We start from the raw sequence: 17,847 nt of genomic DNA on the forward strand, positions 1-17,847 counted from the left end.
ATCCTCCAGACCAACAACTACAGGTAAACGGTAACGCCTCTTTGCGTCACTGACGATATAGAGGCGAAACCGTAAGTTGTCAACAATTTTCGAATTTTTTTACGTATTTAATTTAGAACCGATAATAAACGGATGCGCCGAAACTACGCCCCGCTTCAGCTAATACCGGTAATGATGGATCATCGATTGGCATTCCACTAACCCGGGCATTTCGCCAGTAACGCTTATCTGTCAGGTTAAATAGGCCTGCCGTTATGTTCAGATCGGGCGTGACGTACCAACGTGAAAGCCAATCGAAGGTTGCATAGCCAGGTGCTGAGAATAATGGGCTGTCTGCCTCATCGAGTAATGCGCGCTGACCTCGCACAGCGGTTAGCACCAATCGCGTATCCCAATCTTGGGCTTCATATTGAAGTTCGGCGATGATACGAGGCGGTGTTACATCAGCCAAATCACGACCACTTTCACGGTCTTCTCCACGGCTATATTCAGCGCTTATCGCGCTTGACCATGCCGCTGACCACTGTTGTTCCCAATTTGCTTCTATACCCTCAATCACGACCTTGTCGCGGTTAATCGACTGGAAAATCAATAGTTGACGGGCAGGGTCGAATCCCAATGATGCTCGGCTTTGAATAAAGTCACTATAGCGGTTGTGATAAGCCGTTATTGACCACTGAGTATCGCTATCTCGACCGCGGAAACCGGTTTCAAAAGCGTAGCCACGCTCTGCTTTCAAATCAGGGTTGGCAATCGCCAGCACTCTAAATTGCGGATAATACAGACCGATATTGACGTCAGAAAACGGCGGCGCACGATAGCCACGAGCATACTGAGCAAACCATTCGGAGTTATCCGATACTGACCAAATCATACCGAGCTTGGGCAGCCAGGCGTCATGTGTCAGATCAGTCACTTCCGAGTCTGGATAACGCTCCGAAAACAGAGCATCGTCACGCGTTCGTAATTTGTAATGCTCGTAGCGTATACCCGGACTAACAGTCGGTCCGTTATCCCATAATTCGAATTCATCGTGCAGATAAACACCGAGTTCCGTCACTCGGCTTCGAGGGAAGTCTCGCAGCGGAAACGTTTCACCTAACAATGTTTTCGTTGTTTCGTTCGTTACCAAATTCGTTTGCGCTGCATCTCGCTGATCTTCTAGAGTTGAACTCATCAATTCAAAACCATAGCCGATTCGGTGACGCGTATTGGCCAACTCAGTATCAGTTTCAAGATCGGCTCCGATCCCCGTTGTTGTTTGCTCAAAATCAAACAACCGCTCGATATCCAAAGGCTCGGGTAAAAGCATTCGTTGCTCAAAAGAGTCTTGCTCAATTTCCGTCGCTTGATGGTATAAGCGCCAGCTACCGCGATCAATCCATGCCATCGGATCAAGATTGAGTTCTGCCAATAAGCGGTACTGTTGACGACTATCTTCACCAAGCAAACTTGTGGTTGCGCTGAGTCGTCCGGTTCCAATAATTGATTGAACGTCTGTGTCTCGCGATTCATTCATCGCATCGAGCGTAAACTGCCATTCACCCAAATAAGTATCAGTTTCAGCACTAACCAACAATGCTTGCTGACGTCTTTGTTGCTCGTCGCGTAAAGCATCTGCTAAATCAGCCGAGCGAACATCTTCGCCGTATTGAATAGCTCCAGCTAATAGCAATCGAGTACCACCATCACCGAATGCTGTTGCTCCCATCAGGTTGGCACGATGACTGTCGGTGTTAAAGCCGGCTTGTAATCGTGAACCTCGCTTACCATTAAGTAATACGTCTTCCGCATCTAGCAAATGAACGGCGACCACACCACCTAAGGCTTTGCTACCATACATTGTGGATGCCGGACCGCGTAAAATTTCAACGCGACTAGCTAACCCTAATTCGAGCAAACCGCGCCCGGTATCTGAATAACTTCCAACTGCAAAGTAATCGGCTACCGGAACTTGATCGATTACGACTGCGGTGCGGTTACCGCCAATACCACGTATACGAAAACCGCTGTTACCAAACCGGCTACTATCGTCATCGAGCTCTACTCCTGGTTGATACCGAACTAAGTCGGCAGCGCTAATAACGAGATCGCGTTGTAAGTCATCTTCGTCAATGATCGTTACTGTACCCGCCACCTCGGAAAGTTGGCGTGGTTGCCGATGGGCAACCACGGTAATCACTTCCATGCCAGCGTTTTGCTGAGTTGTTGCTGCTTCATTCACATCTTGTGGTAAAGCCAGTGTTAACTGGGGCATTAACCCTAATGCCCCAGCCACAACACCAGCAAGTGCTGTATATTTCACGCTTAGTACACCTCGTTCCGTGTGTTGTAGTTATTGAACTTGCCAGTAGGAGTGACCATTTTCTCTCCTTTAATGACATGTTTCAGCTTGCGTGTTTTATCGTCGACGATAACAATCGCTGATTCTTCTTCTTGACCACTCCATACCGAGAACCAAACTTCGTCACCAGCCATATTGTACTCTGGCTGAACGATACGTTTCGGGCCTGGACCTAAATCCGCCCATTCGGCAATCGGTAACGTTTTATAACCAGCGTCTAGGTTGTTGATATCAAATACAGCAACGGATTGGGCAACTTTGGCATCAGGGTTAAATGGTGTATCAACCCATAAGTTACTTGATTTCGGGTGAGTTTTAATGAATAACGAACCACCGCCTTGCCCCTCTAACACACGTACCACTTTAAACGCATGGTCTTTATGCTTCTCAGGGTCGGTACCAATTAATGTGATATCGGCGTTACCTAAGGCGCTTGTCGCCCAGACCGGACCATACTTCGGATCAACAAAGTTGGCGCCACGACCAGGGTGCGGAATACGCTTCACCGGAATTAATGCCTCCAGCTCACGATCTTGAGCATCCACAACGGCGATGGTGTCATTTTCATTGGCTGCGGTCATAAAATAGCGACCTGAACGATCCCAACCACCATCATGTAAGAACGGGGCTGCGTCGATAGTAGTGACCTGTAAGTTATCGATATCGGAATAATTCACCAGCTTAATTTGGCCAGTTTCTTTCACGTTAACGATAAACTCAGGATGCTTATGCGAACCCACAATGGCGGCAACACGAGGTTCTGGATGATACTCTTGCGTATCAACAGTCATACCACGCGTTGAAACGATTTTATGTGGTTCTAACGATTCGCCATCCATCAACACGTAATGTGGTGGCCAGTAGGCGCCAGCGATTGCAATTTTATCTTCATAGCCTTTGTAGCGAGAGTTCTCAACCGAACGCGCCTCAAGACCAATCTTGATTTCAGCAACAACTTGCGGTGGATTCATATACAAATCGATTAGGTCAATTTTGCCATCTCGACCAATTGTCGTGAAATAACGACCAGAACTTGAAGCACGGGAAATATGAACCGCATAGCCGGTTTTCACATAATTCAGCACCTTCTTGCTCGCCCCGTCAATAATGGCAACTTCACCAGCATCACGGAGCGTTACCGCGAACATGTTATCGACATCATATTTATGTTGTGGCTTTTTCGGACGATCTTCTGGCTTAACATGCACTACCCATGAATCTTTCATTTCTTTCATGCCCCACTCAGGCGGGGTTGGTGGCTCATGTTGTAAGAACCGCGCCATCATATCGATGTCTTTTTCGCTCAGTTCTCCGGACGTGCCCCAGTTCGGCATACCACCTGGCGAACCAAAGTTGATTAACGCTTTAAGGTAATCGGTGCCTTTCTTCTGGGTGATATCGGTGGTTAACGGCAAACCTGTTGCCCCTTTACGCAACACACCGTGACACCCAGCACACCGCTGGAAATAAATTTCCTGTGCCTTAGCAAATTCCTCTTCGCTGATATCCGGCGCGCCTGGGGTTTTCACCATTTTGCCGCCAGAAACAGCCGAAGGAGCGCCTTTATAAGCAACCTCTGCAACGGTAGAGCCTTGGTGTGGCTGACCTTCCGCACGATCTTTTAAACCCAGATCAACGCGAACTTGCTCCACTTCATCTTCGGTTACTTCACCACCTTTATTGCCCCAACTTGATAAAACATAGTTGGCAATATCAGCAATATCTTCATCGCTAATATGTTGCATGGGCGGCATGACAGCATTGTATTTCTGACCATTTACTTCCAGCGGACCGGACATGCCTTTTAAAATAGTTCGCACCACGTGCAGCTTATCATCAACGACATGTGGGTTACCGGCAAGCGGAGGGAAAGCGCCCGGCAAACCTTGCCCATTGGGTTGATGACAAGCCTGGCAGTTCGCCTCATAGGCTTTTTTACCATCATCCGATGCAACGGCAACTGAGCTTCCTGCTGTTAGTAGCAGCCCTGTTACTACTGCAAGCGTAGACAGTTTCGGGTAAAACTTAGTTATCGTACTAGGTTTCATTAGATGTCCTCCTTATGGATCATCGAGAAATGAGACTACCTTGTCTGATAGTAAGCCTAGTACATGATTTAATTTTGATCTATGTCACTGAAGAGAGTAGGGTTATTGTGCTTTCGTGAGTACCTCTTACGAGGTACGTACACGTAAACCCCAATCTTCCCATGCTTGTTTTGCTAGCTGTTCACGAAACTGCGGCGCAGCAATATGGATGAGTGCTTCAGCTCGTTCTGTCAGACTCTTCGCGCGTAAATTAGCGACACCAAATTCAGTTACCACATAGTGTACATGGGCACGAGTTGTTACCACACCAGCGCCAGGATTCAGCATGCTACTGATACGAGAAACCTGACCACCGCAAGCTGTTGCTGGTAGAGCAATCACTGAGCGACCGCCTTCCGATAAACTGGCGCCGCGCACAAAATCCATTTGTCCGCCCACGCCGGAATAGATTTTGGTTCCCATTGAATCAGCGCAAACTTGCCCACTCAAATCTATTTGCAACGCGCTGTTAATGGCCATGACTTGTTTGTTTTGGCGAATCACCGAAGTGTCATTGGTATATTCAACGTCTAAAAACGCAACTAATGGATTATCGTCAACAAAATCATAAAGTTGCTGACTACCCATGGCGAACGTGGTGACAATACGTCCGCGATGTTTGCGTTTACGTGAATTGTTGATCACACCACTCTCGACCAACGGCAACACACCATCAGAGAACATTTCGGTGTGAATTCCTAAATCCTTATGATTGCCCAAACAACGCAACGTCGCATCTGGTATCGCACCGATACCCATCTGCAAACAATCGCCATCATTAATGAGACTAGCAACACGCTCGCCAATTTGCGTGGTTACTGCTGATTGCTGCGGTTGTGCATGCAGCGGTAAGCTCGCTTCGGCTTCAAAATAGCGATCGATTTGCTTTAGCGAAATAAAGGAATCGCCATGGGTGCGTGGCATCCGCGGATTAATCCAGGCAATCACTTTTCGTGCCACCTGCAAGGCCGCTCGCGTCGCTTCAACGGAAATGCCCAGACTGCAGTTACCATGGGCATCGGGTGGCGACACCTGAATTAGCACGGCGTCCAAAGGCTGTTCACCCGAGCGAAATAATTTAGGAATTTCAGACAAGAACATTGGCACATAATCAGCCAAACCTTCATTCACAGCAGCGCGCGTTGACTTACCGACAAAGAACGCGCGTTGACGAAGATGCCCTTTCAGGTTTGGGTCACTTAAAATCTCACTATGTTCAGTATGCAACTGTAATAACGTTAAATTTTTACGAGAAAGGGCAACCTCGGCTAGCCCTTCAAGAAGCTTATATGGTGTTGCGGCCATGGATTGGCACCAGATCACATCATTATCTTCCAGAATATGTAGCGCTTCTTGTGCATTTTGAACGAGCATAGTGATTCCTTTTCAGTTACATTTTAAACGTCATTCATCAACGTAAGTCATAAACATAGTATGAAAGTATTCGTTATGCTCGGTGCAATCAATATGGCGTTAGGGGTAATTCTTGGCGCATTTGGGGCACATGGTTTGGAAAAATTAATTAGCCCAGAAATGCTCGATGTTTTCCAAACGGGCGTTCAGTATCAAATTTATCACGCACTTGGTCTGCTGATGGTTGCCGTACTGCTAATTCCATATCCTCACGCTGGTGGGTTACGAACCGGAGGATGGATCATGCTGGCTGGCATCATCTTGTTCTCTGGTAGTCTATACTTGTTGGCGTTAACAGGAATTAAATTCTTTGGCCCAATAACACCCATCGGCGGTGTTTGCTTTATTGTGGCGTGGATTTGGATTTTTTGGGCCATGCTCAAGGAGTTCTAATGAATAAAATGGTCGCAGCTATCTTCATTTTTCTACTAGTGCCTACAGCTGTTGCATGCGACACCCCTTGGCAACCGTGTTGGTATGGGCAAGCTTCGGCCGCTAATACGTGTAGCGGTGATATTGTTCTGTTGTCTGCATATGATGCGAAACAAGTGTTATCAGCACGCCCAGAGTTGCGCTTGCCAACCCAAGCAGAACTGGAAAGTTTCTTGTTGACTGAGCATGCCGCGAAGCTCAGAGCACTTGCCGAAAATGTTGAAACCTTTCAGGTGCTCACCAGCGGTTTTGTTCAACACGGCAACGAATTCTTAGCAACAACGGTTGATATTCGACACGGCCGTGTTGAGTTATCAGCTTGGCGTAAACCAACTCTGGTTATTTTACGGCAAGCGACAATGAACTAGCAGTTCGCGTTAGTTGCCTAAATGCCAGTACGTTGCGGCAACTGCCGAACGACCAGTGTCGACAATGCCACCAATAGACCTGAGATGAGCAAGCACGCCACCAATCCGCTGTGCTGATACACCCAACCTGATAGTACAGTCCCTAACAAGCGACCCGCAGCGTTCGCCATATAGTAAAAGCCCACGTCAAGAGACACCCCATCGGTTCGTGAATATGACACGATGAGATAGCTATGAAGCGATGAGTTAATCGCAAATAAGAGGCCAAAGAGTGCCAAACCTACAATAATGACTAAGGTCACGGAAAGTTGTAGCCAAAGAGCTCCAGCAATTAGTAATGGCGTAAAGGTTAGTAATGCCCCCCATAGCGTGGCTTGATGCGAGGCACGGTCAGTTATTGTCGTTGCGGTTAATTTTGGGGCAAAGCTTTGTACCAAGCCGTAGCCAATGATCCATAAGGCCAAAAAACTACCAACCTGCCAGTGATCCCACTGCAACTCACTGGCAAGAAATACCGGAAGCGCAACCACAAACCAAACGTCACGCGCTCCAAACAACAAAAATCGAGCCGCTGAAAGAACATTAATAGGGCGACTTTTAGAGAATAACTCCTTAAATTTCGGCTTAAATGTGGCTTTCCCGGTTTCTCGGTTTAAGAAAATTAAACTGAAAATCCACACTAGCGTTAGCATGCAGGCCATACTTAATACTGCGCCCGCAAAGCCAAGCCAAGTGAGCAATACGCCACCAAGAAAAAAGCCGATCCCTTTCAAGGTGTTTTTCGATCCGGTGAGCAGTGCCACCCACTTGTAAAGTTGCCCTTGCGCGCTTTCAGGTACCAGCAACTTGATGGTACTTTTTGCGCTCATTTTGTTGAGGTCTTTGGCAATACCAGAGAGCGCCTGGGCTAACATCACCCATAGAATGGTCAACCAGCTACTCGGCACTAAAAGCATTGCGAGCGCAATAATTTGCAGGCCGAGACCAATATTCATGGTGCGATTCAAGCCCCAACGTGCCCCCAAATAGCCACCGACTAAATTCGTCACCACTCCAAAAAACTCATAGAACAAAAACAGCATCGCGACTTCAAATGCACTATAACCAAGCTGATGAAAATGAAGCACCACCAACATGCGTAGCGCGCCGTCGGTCAGGGTAAAAGCCCAGTAATTGCCAGTGACCAGTATGTACTGACGAATCGCCGGTGACAGTTGCGCTAGCATTGCCCTACTTTCTCCATCAACTCAACAGTGCGATTCGCATAGCCCCATTCGTTGTCATACCAAGCGTAAAGCTTCACATGCGTGCCGTTAATGACTTTGGTTGAGAGCGCATCAACAATGCTCGAACGTGGGTCCGTTTTATAATCAATCGACACCAAAGGGCGTGCTTCATAACCAAGAATTCCTTGTAACTGCCCCCGCGCGGCTTCTTGCATCCAGCCGTTAATTTCTTCTACAGAGGTTGGCCGTTCGACTTCAAATACGCAGTCTGTTAATGAGGCATTGGCTAATGGGACACGCACGGCATGGCCGTCGATTTTACCTTTTAGCTCTGGGAAGATTTCAATAATCGCGGTGGCAGAGCCGGTTGAGGTTGGGATAAGACTCATGCCACAAGCGCGGGCACGCCGTAAATCTTTATGTGGTGCATCGAGAATGCTTTGCGTATTGGTTAAGTCATGGATGGTGGTAATCGAACCGTGCTTAATACCTATTTTTTCTTGCAATACTTTCACTACCGGCGCTAGACAGTTTGTAGTGCACGAAGCGGCTGTCACAATACGGTGCTGGCTTGGCTCAAACAGGTGGTCGTTAACGCCCATCACAACATTCAAAGCCCCAGTTTCTTTCACTGGTGCCGAAACCACCACGCGTTTTACCGCCTGTTGCAGATAATCATTCAAGACAGCAACCGTTTTCATTTTGCCGGATGCTTCTAACACGATGTCACAATCACCCCAATTATTCTCAGCAATTGTTCTAAAGCGAGTAAATGGAACGGATTTGCCTTGAATAACGAGCGCTTCATCAGACGCAGACGCCTCATATTGCCAGCGCCCGTGCACAGAGTCGAAGTTAAGTAAATGTGCAAAAGTTGCAGCGTCTGCGCCCGGATCGTTCACCCGGATAAGCTCAAATGCCGGATTTTGCACAATCAAACGCAGTGCAAGTCGGCCAATTCGACCTAAACCGTTAATTCCAACTTTGATCGTCATAAGTTACTCCTTGATATTCTTTAAGTTTTGCCCGAGTTGAGGGTTATGTTCGGCAGCTAACGCAATTGATTGTCGCATCCAGTCAGGTAAAGCAGGGTTCAACCGGTAGTGCACCCACCGATGATCTCTTCGATCTAACAACAGACCATATTCGCGTAACTGAGCTAAATGACGCGAAATCTTTGGCTGCGACATGCCTGTAATCTCGACAAAATCACACACGCATAACTCTTCTTGGCGCGCTAGCATCAGAATCATAGATAATCGCAGCGGGTCCGCCATGATTTTGAAAAAGTCTTGTGGGCTATTAAATAGGTGCGGTCTTTCAATTCGCTTGCGAATAACCAATAAGAACATTCGAATTCGTTCGCTGAGCTCTTTTGCAGTAAGCAAGAAAGCATCGGTTTTTTTGCTCGAAACCGGATCAGAAAAATCCCATGCGATAAAGTTAATACCTTGAAACTCGGTCTGGCATTCAAGTCGAGCGCGGTCGCATAAGCTAATCACATAGTCGAACTGAATATTCGGAAGGTTATCAATCGACTTTGAGTGTAGTCCTTGGGTATCTACATTGAGTGCTGATAGCGCCACCAGAGCTTCTGGTTCAACATGTGATGGATGGGTGCCCGCACTAAACACCTCAATATCAGCAACGGCAAACTGTCGCATAATCGCTTCAGCCATAATCGATCGAGCTGAGTTGGCTGAACAAAGGAATAGAACTTTCATCTATCATCTCATATCTGAAAAATCATATATATGGTAAATCAGATATGAAGAAAAAGACAATAAAAAACCCGAAAGTTTTGACGCTTTCGGGTTTTTCGAATTTGGAGCGAGAAACGAGATTCGAACTCGCGACCCCAACCTTGGCAAGGTTGTGCTCTACCAGCTGAGCTATTCTCGCATGTGTTAACGAGGGCGTATTTTACGGATTCGTCTGTCGCCGTCAACCACTTTTTTCAGCTGAATTGTTTGTTCGCTCGGTTTTTGAACATCCTGCGGCTTTTTTCCACAAAATCGGTTGTGGCGGCTCCCGTATCGCACCCTGTTGATCCACAAACACTAATTTATTTTGCTCAACTCGATTTAACCAATGACGAACAATATCGGTTTGTTCAATCCAGGTATGCAATTCACAGCGAAATTTTTGTAACTGCGACTCACTCGGTTCCTGTGCGCTCACTGAGGCACTCATCATCAATGTCATTAACGCAACAATCAGGCGCATCAGGATTTCTCCTTGGTCTTGTTAAGTTGCGAAATTTTTCGCTCAAGTTCTTTCAAACGTTGCGGTTCTTCACCCGGCATCTTCAAATAGAATGCGCTACTCAACATCGGCATGCCATCTGGTAGTACTTTGTTTTCAAATATTAATTCAATAGTCAACGTCCCCATATGACTGTCCTGTCGAAATGACGGATTCAAAAACAAGTCAGGGCGCACATTGTTGGTGGTCACTTCCTGTGGGAAATAGCTGGAGAATACGGTTGCGATGCGTTTACCAATCAGCTTTTTGTAATCTTGTTCATACGCACTAAGCTGGTTATCAACCGGTAAGTAACGGTATACAGAATAGGTCAGGTAGGCTTCAGCAAAACGCGCAAGCTCATCACGATTGCGTTGAATGTTGGCCTTACCAAGAATACGGAACAGGGTATCTTTAGCAAAATCGCGGAAGCTTTCACGTAAATCAGTCAGCGGTCGCCATTGCTTCGAAGTCAGAATTGCTTTCGCACAATTGCGGGCTCGCGCATCCCAGTCGTCATATAACTCCGACATACTCGACACACCTGAACCATGAGTTTCTAGCAACCATTGCTTCGCGGATTGGTTCATGCGCTCTTCAAAATAGCCTTCAAACTTTGCAAAGTAACGATACTCACCTCGAGTTAGTGCTTTGAAGCCCGGCGCCATACTCAACTGTAACGGCAGATAACGCTGATTATGTTCGCGGTTAAACATCAAGGCTTTTGCGACTAGGCCATTTAATATTCTTTCGTCATCATCGCTAGCGGCACGCGTTAATGATTGCATGTAATCATCATAAAGTTGTTCGCGAGCTTGTTTGGCCTTGCGTCTCAATCGGAAGGGTTTATTGGGAGCGTCTTTGGTTAACTTTAAAAACGTTTCGTAAGCAATGATGGTGTTGCGGCGTTCAGCTAAGAAGAAGTTACGCTGATGTGAACGTACCTGTCGCCAAGCAAAGAATGCCAAGCCAAATACCCTATTAAAGCCCCATAGAAGTGGTGGCAATAGCCACCAAATATAGGTTGAAAACCAATGCCCGGGAATGACAAATGTTTGCTTAAACTGCGCTAACTCGAGCTCCGTAAGTGGTTGCTTACTGTCAGTAGCAGGCGCATACCAAACCAGCTCGGCAAACATTTCTAAAGGTAGCCAACGGTTGACGTGCCAACTTAAAAACGCATCTTGCTCACCATATACAGTCTCAATTTGCTTCTGGTAATCAGCAAATGCGACATACTTGGGTGGGCCATAGGTGAGCCCCATGAATATAATGAAAACTGCAGCAACGAGCCATTTAATCACGTGCTTAGCCTTCCTTGTTGTTGTTATTATTATTTAAATAAATTCGCTCGATAATATTTCAATTCTTCAATCGATTCACGAATATCTGCTAATGCGGTATGCGCACCTTGCTTCGTTAAGCCATTTGCAACATCCGGTGCCCAATACTTCGCAAGTTGCTTCAATGTACTGACATCCAGATTGCGATAATGAAAGTACGCTTCAAGTTCTGGCATATGTTTCGCTAAAAACCGACGATCTTGGCAAATGCTATTTCCACACATTGGCGAACTGCCTGCGGTTACCCATTGCTGTAAAAATTCGATCGTCGCATCGCTCGCTTGTTGCTCGTTTACTTTACTGGCTTTAACCCGTTCAACCAGGCCTGATTGGCTGTGCGTACGCACGTTCCAATCATCCATTTTGTCTAAATTGGCCTGCGATTGATGCACCGCAATAACAGGCCCCTCGGCCAATACGTTCAGTTCATAATCAGTCACTATCGTCGCAATCTCAATAATGTGATCGTAATCCGGCGTTAATCCTGTCATTTCCAAATCGATCCAAATGAGACGTTCTGCGCTCGCTGTCATGCAATTTACCTTATTTGATTACAATTAAGTTCAGGCACTCTGGTGCTGAATAATGTATGATTGCCCCTAGTATGTACTGGAATTAATTTGATGGCAAAACAACGACGTCTGAACAAAGGGCAACTACGCCGAATAAAGTCAAATCAAGAGAAGCGTATTCAACGTGCTGAATTAGAAATCGAAGTTGAAGATGCAGCTTTGGATGCTTCTGAATCAGGCATTGTCGTAAGCCGTTTCGGCCAACAAGCAATTATCTGCACCCAATCTGATCCAGCTCTACGTTGTCATATTCGTCGCGCTGTCGATTCATTAGTTTGTGGCGACGAAGTTATCTGGCGACGTTTCAAACAACGTTCAGAAGACGTAGCAGGAGTGATTGAGGCTGTGCAACCACGGCGTTCGTTACTGAGCCGTCCAGATTATTACGATGGTGTTAAGCCGGTCGCAGCCAATGTCGATCAAATTCTCATCGTCTCAAGCGTCTTACCTGCGTTTTCGAGTCAAATTATCGACCGCTATTTGGTGGCATGCGAGGATATTGGGGTCACCCCAGTTATTATTCTCAACAAGGCCGATCTTCTTGCTGAGCTTGAAACCGAGCAACGCGAAGAGATTGATCACGCACTGGCAGTATATCGCGATGTCGGTTATCAGGTGCTCGAAGTGAGTGCCAAACAGCCCGATTCTCTGCATGCTTTGCAAGAACTATTAAGCGCACATGTCTCGATTGTTGTTGGTCAGTCAGGGGTTGGTAAATCATCGTTGGTCAATGCGTTGTTACCTGATATCGATGCTGATGTTGGCGCTATCTCGGATAATTCAGGGCTTGGTCAGCACACAACCACTGTGGCGACGCGGTATGTCGTGCCAACTGGTGGTGTGTTAATTGACTCGCCAGGCATTCGTGAGTTCGCACTGTGGCATTTAGAGCCTGAGCGCGTCGCTTGGTGCTATATCGATTTTCGACCATACTTAGGACAGTGCAAGTTTCGCGACTGCAAACACCAGGATGATCCAGGTTGTGCACTTCGCGAAGCATTAGAAGCAGGTGACCTACACCCGCTACGCCTGTACAATTTCCACAAAATTATTGAATCGATGGCCATCAAAAAGCCATCCAGAGCTACTACTCGAGGTAAAAAAACGTGAATTGGGATCGCGTAAAAATTCAAATGCAACACTGGCTACCTAAGCATGCCGTATCGCGTCTGGTCGGTAAATTTGCAGCCGCACGCGCTGGCTGGTTTACGCAGCTCTTTATTCGCTGGTTTATTCGTCAGTATAAAATCGACATGAGTGAGGCCATTCATGAAGATCCAAAGGCATTTAAAACCTTCAACGAGTTTTTTACTCGTTATTTGAAGCCAGAGTTGCGCCCGTTAACAGCTGCAGATGATAATCAATTCGCTCATCCTGTTGATGGTGCAATCAGCCAACTTGGTGATATCGAAGAAGGTCGTGTGTTTCAAGCGAAAGGCCATGATTACAGCTTAACCGAGCTTCTTGGGGGCGACCCGCGCGATGCGCATGCATTTCGCGATGGCGATTTCGCAACCATTTATTTAGCACCAAAAGATTATCACCGTATTCACATGCCATGTGATGGCGTGCTGAAAAAAATGATCTACGTGCCCGGCGACTTGTATTCAGTCAATCCGCTAACAGTGGCTAACGTGCCCAATTTATTCGCGCGTAATGAACGAGTCGTTGCAATATTTGAAGCTGATTTTGGGCAATTTGCGATGGTGTTGGTTGGCGCAACTATTGTAGCTAGTATTGGCACCGTTTGGTCCGAAACTGTGACACCGCCGCGCGGCAGTGATGTGCACACTTGGGAATATCCAACCGCCGGCGACCAGGCGCTTCGACTGAAAAAAGGCGAAGAGATGGGCCACTTCAAATTAGGCTCAACCGTCATTTTGGTATTCCCAGATGACGTCATCGATTTTGCCGACGAATTGAAACCAGGCACTGTTACTCGTATGGGTACTGTATTGGGTGAGCGTGACGACTAGTTATGCTCATCTTTGCGCATCGTGGAGCAAGCTTTGAAGCACCGGAAAACACCATCGCGGCGTTTAGTAGAGCTCTCGATGCGCAAGCCGACGGCATTGAAATTGATGTCTATCCAATTGAAGATGAATGGCTCGTCTTTCATGATCGCTATTTAGCTCGGTTAACCGCTCAAACTGGGCGCTTACATGATTTAACTCTAGCCCAAGTTCGCACCTTAAAGGTTTTCGGACAACAGCCGATACCCACCCTAGATGAAACGCTCGACTTTATCCAAGGGCGTTGTCAGGTCAATATCGAGCTGAAAGGCGCCGATATTAAACGCGGCTTAACCCGCCATTTGCGGCGCGCGGTTGAACACGCCAATTTCCAACCGGAACAGCTCTTAGTTTCCAGTTTTAACCATCATTGGCTAGCACAGCTGAAGCAGGATCATCCGCACCAGCGCATTGGTGCGCTTACCACCAGTTGTCCACTTAATTACGCCTACTTTGCCGAACAACTTGATGCCTGGTCTGTACACATCGATGTCGATTTTGTGACTCAGGAATTTGTGGATGATGCCCATCAACGTGGTCTAAAGGTTTTTGTGTTTACGGTTGATGAGCCCGATGATATGCGTGATTTAAACGAGATGGGGGTGGATGGCATCTTCACCAATCACCCTACACTTGCGAGAAACGTGCTTCACGGGCTATTTGTTGATGCCCGTGAAGCCAATCGATGGGATTAGATTCCTAACTTCCTTTACTATCCGGATGCTGTTGTTCAAGTGCTGTTAGCTCATGCGCAACGGCTTCTGGTGAAGTGGTATTGCGAGCAAGCAAGGCATATAACGATGGAATAATGAAAATCGTTAAGAATGCAGACAATGCCACCCCAGCGAAGATAACCGTACCAATGACCATTCGACTTTCAGCACCTGGACCAGAACCAAGAATTAATGGCACAGAGCTCATTAGCGTTGTGAACGCAGTCATGACAATGGGGCGCAAGCGTTGCTGCGAGCCTTTAACAATCGCCTCATCAAACTTCATGCCAGCGTCACGTAATTGGTTGGTGAATTCGACAATCAAGATGCCGTTTTTAGCAGCCAGACCAATGAGCATGACAATACCAATTTGACTGTAAATATTAATCGTCATACCAGTCGCATAAAGCCCAATAATCGCTCCTAAGAACGCAATCGGCACCATTAGCATGATGACTAACGGGTGCACAAAGCTTTCAAACTGTGCCGCTAAAACCAAGTAGGCAACAAGCAAAGCGAGTACAAACACAAAGATTACCGAGCTTCCGCTCTCTTTGTACATTTGCGATTCGCCTTTATAGTCAATCGACACGTCGTCAGGTAACTCGTTACGAACGATATCTTCAAGATAAGCCAAGGCTTCACCGAGCGAATACCCTTCAGCTAAGTTCGCCTCAATAGTAATACTACGCATCCGGTTGTAGCGATTCAGTGAACCTGAAGTGGCTTGTTCTTCAACTGTCACTAAGTTTGACAGCGGGATGAGTTGATTCGAACTATTTGAGCGCACATAAATATTATCGATGGCGGTCGGGCTACGATAATCCGATCGTTCACCTTCGATAATCACGTCGTACTCTTCACCTCTATCGAGATAGGTGGTTGCACGACGTTGCCCTAACATGGTCTCGAGCGTTCGGCCAATATCACCAACTGACACACCAAGATCTGAAGCTCGCTCTTGATCGATACGAATCAACAATTGTGGCAGTGTGGCTTTATAGTCGCTGTCGAGATCCATCAAGTTCGGATTCTGACTCGCTTTCTCAATCACAATATCGCGATACGCCGCCAGTTGATCGTAGGTATTACCTTGCAGAACGAACTGCACTGGGCGTCCATTACCACCGCTTATACCGCTGCGCATAAATGCGAACGCGCGCACGCCAGTCACATTGTTAAGCTGCTGCGAAACTTCATCCATCAGCTCGAAAGTTGACCATTCGCGCTCTTCAAACGGCACTGCACCAACAATGGCAACACCAGCTGAGTTACCCCAACCTGGTGAGCGAATAATCAAGCGGTCGATTTTGCCTTGATCAATATATGGCATGAGGATGCTTTCGATTTCACGCATGTTGGCAGAGTTTGACTCAAAGCTTGCGCCTTCCTCGCTTCGCACCATGACATAGAATGTGCCGCGATCTTCTGGTGGCACAAATTCTTGCTCAACAAATTGCATCATGCCATACGACAACACGCCCGATAATACGATAAGTGCAGCCGCCATCCATGGGTACGCTAGAGTTCGTTTAAGTACACGCACATAGCCCGATTCAACCCAGGCGAAAACTCTATCTATAATTTGACCGAATTTACTCGAGCGCTCTTTTTTATGCAGAATTTTTGAGCTCAGCATTGGTGATAAAGTCAGCGCAGCGATGCTCGAAAAGGCAACTGCGGCGGCTATTGCTAACGCAAACTCGGTGAATAGCTGTCCGATATTGCCATCAAGAAACGCTAACGGTACGAAGACTGAAATCAGCACCAAGGTTGTTGCAACGACTGCAAAGCCAACTTCGCGAGCGCCGCGATAAGCGGCCAGCAATGGCGGCTCACCTGACTCAATGCGGCGATAAATGTTTTCGAGTACAACAATGGAGTCATCCACCACCAGACCGATAGCGAGTACCAACGCCAGCAAGGTCAGTAGGTTTATCGAGAAACCCATTGCAAATAGCGCAATGTATGATGCGATGATGGCCACCGGTACTGTCAACGCAGGAATTAAAGTAGCCCGAATATTACCGAGGAACATATAAATCACGATAACAACCAAGGCCATCGCAATACCCAGCGTGTTATAAACTTCGTCGATGGAGCCTTTGATGAATATCGATGAATCATAACTTGGCACAATGAACATGGTTTCAGGTAGCGTCTGAGCGATGGTATCAATTTCTTTTTTGACGTTTTCCACCACTTCTAATGTGTTGGCCTTAGATTGCTTAACGATACCGACACCAACCATGTTGATACCATTACCGCGGAAATCGGTTTTATCGTTTTCCGATCCCATTTCAATACGAGCCACTTCAGCCAATCGCACTAATTGACCGTTGTCACCACGCTTAATCGTCAACCGCTCAAAATGCTTCGGTGTCAAATAAGTACGGGCGACGCGAACGGTAAATTCGCGGTCAATTGATTCAACTTCACCGGCCGGTAATTCAACGTTCTCGGAACGTAGCCGATTCTCAATATCGGTCACCGTAATGTTACGGGCAGCCATTGCGTCGCGATCGAGCCAAATTCGCATGGCATAACGGCGTTCACCACCAAGTTGCACACGCGCAACGCCATCAACCACCGATAACCGGTCGGCAATGTAGCGATCAGCGTAGTCGGTTAGTTCCAACACCGACATGGTTTCACTGCGTAGGTTGTACCAAACGATGGTACTTTCATCCGAGTTTGCTTTTGAAACTTCAGGTGGGTCAACCTGCTCGGGTAGGTTATCCAGAACGCGCGAAACGCGGTCGCGAACGTCATTTGCCGCGGCATCAATATCTCGCGTCAGTTCAAACTCGATACTAATACGTGAGCGTCCATTACGACTGCTTGAGTTAATATTTTTAATCCCTTCAATACCACTTATGCGGTCCTCGATGACCTGCGTGATCTGAGTCTCAACAATATCTGCTGAAGCACCGGTATAGTTCGTATCAATTGAGACAACTGGCGGATCAATATCAGGGTACTCGCGTAACGGGAGCATCGTAAACGCGACGATACCGAAAACGATAAGCAGTATATTAACAACAGAAGCAAAAACCGGGCGTTTAACCGAAACATCTGAGAGCAACATCTGCG

The 17,847-nt window shown here is 47.0% G+C and carries 15 protein-coding genes and 1 tRNA gene; 5 read left to right on the forward strand and 11 right to left on the reverse strand.

Annotated features, from left to right (window positions below):
- Positions 1 to 112: 112 nt before the first annotated feature.
- The 3 genes from BM292_RS07010 to BM292_RS07020 form a co-directional block, all read right to left on the reverse strand.
- Complete coding sequence (locus tag BM292_RS07010; RefSeq protein WP_092856998.1) at positions 113 to 2,305, reverse strand: TonB-dependent receptor domain-containing protein; 2,193 nt, start codon at positions 2,303 to 2,305, stop codon at positions 113 to 115.
- Between the two features lie 2 nt (positions 2,306 to 2,307).
- Positions 2,308 to 4,392, reverse strand: coding sequence for a cytochrome D1 domain-containing protein (locus tag BM292_RS07015; protein WP_092857000.1), 2,085 nt, complete (start codon positions 4,390 to 4,392; stop codon positions 2,308 to 2,310).
- Positions 4,393 to 4,518: 126 nt separating this feature from the next.
- Positions 4,519 to 5,805 carry an acetyl-CoA hydrolase/transferase family protein gene (locus BM292_RS07020; protein ID WP_092857002.1) on the reverse strand — a complete coding sequence of 429 codons (1,287 nt, stop codon included), beginning with the start codon at positions 5,803 to 5,805 and terminating at the stop codon, positions 4,519 to 4,521.
- Positions 5,806 to 5,865: 60 nt separating this feature from the next.
- Between BM292_RS07020 and BM292_RS07025 the strand changes: the two genes are divergently transcribed.
- Entirely contained in the window at positions 5,866 to 6,237 is a 372-nt protein-coding gene (locus BM292_RS07025; protein ID WP_092857004.1) for a DUF423 domain-containing protein, read from the forward strand.
- A complete protein-coding gene (locus BM292_RS07030; RefSeq protein ID WP_092857006.1) occupies positions 6,237 to 6,644 on the forward strand; it encodes a hypothetical protein in 408 nt (135 codons plus the stop codon). The genes BM292_RS07025 and BM292_RS07030 overlap by 1 nt, the downstream gene beginning before the upstream one ends.
- Before the next feature lie 17 nt (positions 6,645 to 6,661).
- Here the strand turns inward: BM292_RS07030 and arsJ are convergent, their stop codons facing one another.
- The 7 genes from arsJ to orn form a co-directional block, all read right to left on the reverse strand.
- Positions 6,662 to 7,870, reverse strand: coding sequence for an organoarsenical effux MFS transporter ArsJ (gene arsJ / locus BM292_RS07035; RefSeq protein WP_092857008.1), 1,209 nt, complete (start codon positions 7,868 to 7,870; stop codon positions 6,662 to 6,664).
- Positions 7,864 to 8,865, reverse strand: coding sequence for an ArsJ-associated glyceraldehyde-3-phosphate dehydrogenase (locus BM292_RS07040; protein WP_092857010.1), 1,002 nt, complete (start codon positions 8,863 to 8,865; stop codon positions 7,864 to 7,866). Before BM292_RS07040 ends, arsJ begins: the two co-directional genes overlap by 7 nt.
- Positions 8,866 to 8,868: 3 nt before the next feature.
- Positions 8,869 to 9,594, reverse strand: a complete 726-nt coding sequence (locus BM292_RS11850; protein ID WP_092857012.1) for a metalloregulator ArsR/SmtB family transcription factor — start codon at positions 9,592 to 9,594, stop codon at positions 8,869 to 8,871.
- 102 nt (positions 9,595 to 9,696) lie between these two features.
- Positions 9,697 to 9,772, reverse strand: a tRNA-Gly gene (locus tag BM292_RS07050).
- 42 nt (positions 9,773 to 9,814) lie between these two features.
- Entirely contained in the window at positions 9,815 to 10,096 is a 282-nt protein-coding gene (locus tag BM292_RS07055) for a hypothetical protein (protein WP_092857014.1), read from the reverse strand.
- Positions 10,096 to 11,418 (reverse strand): hypothetical protein, encoded by a 1,323-nt coding sequence (locus tag BM292_RS07060; RefSeq protein ID WP_092857016.1) that lies wholly within the window; start codon positions 11,416 to 11,418, stop codon positions 10,096 to 10,098. The genes BM292_RS07055 and BM292_RS07060 overlap by 1 nt, the downstream gene beginning before the upstream one ends.
- A 29-nt stretch (positions 11,419 to 11,447) precedes the next feature.
- On the reverse strand, positions 11,448 to 11,990 hold the full coding sequence (orn, locus tag BM292_RS07065) for an oligoribonuclease (RefSeq protein ID WP_092857018.1): 543 nt from the start codon (positions 11,988 to 11,990) through the stop codon (positions 11,448 to 11,450).
- Between the two features lie 90 nt (positions 11,991 to 12,080).
- On the opposite strand from orn, the gene rsgA reads away from it, so the two are divergent.
- Genes rsgA through BM292_RS07080 form a run of 3 tightly spaced genes read left to right on the forward strand, consistent with a single transcriptional unit; the run spans position 12,081 to position 14,736 of the window.
- A complete protein-coding gene (rsgA, locus tag BM292_RS07070; protein ID WP_092857020.1) occupies positions 12,081 to 13,139 on the forward strand; it encodes a small ribosomal subunit biogenesis GTPase RsgA in 1,059 nt (352 codons plus the stop codon).
- Between the two features lie 23 nt (positions 13,140 to 13,162).
- Positions 13,163 to 14,005 (forward strand): archaetidylserine decarboxylase, encoded by an 843-nt coding sequence (gene asd, locus BM292_RS07075; RefSeq protein ID WP_092857577.1) that lies wholly within the window; start codon positions 13,163 to 13,165, stop codon positions 14,003 to 14,005.
- A 2-nt stretch (positions 14,006 to 14,007) separates the two neighbouring features.
- Positions 14,008 to 14,736 carry a glycerophosphodiester phosphodiesterase gene (locus BM292_RS07080; protein ID WP_092857022.1) on the forward strand — a complete coding sequence of 243 codons (729 nt, stop codon included), beginning with the start codon at positions 14,008 to 14,010 and terminating at the stop codon, positions 14,734 to 14,736.
- Positions 14,737 to 14,740: 4 nt separating this feature from the next.
- Here BM292_RS07080 and BM292_RS07085 read toward each other — a convergent pair whose 3' ends face one another.
- A complete protein-coding gene (locus tag BM292_RS07085) occupies positions 14,741 to 17,842 on the reverse strand; it encodes an efflux RND transporter permease subunit (protein WP_092857024.1) in 3,102 nt (1,033 codons plus the stop codon).
- Positions 17,843 to 17,847: the final 5 nt, after the last annotated feature.

This window comes from Pseudidiomarina tainanensis (assembly GCF_900115255.1).
Taxonomy (GTDB): domain Bacteria; phylum Pseudomonadota; class Gammaproteobacteria; order Enterobacterales; family Alteromonadaceae; genus Pseudidiomarina; species Pseudidiomarina tainanensis.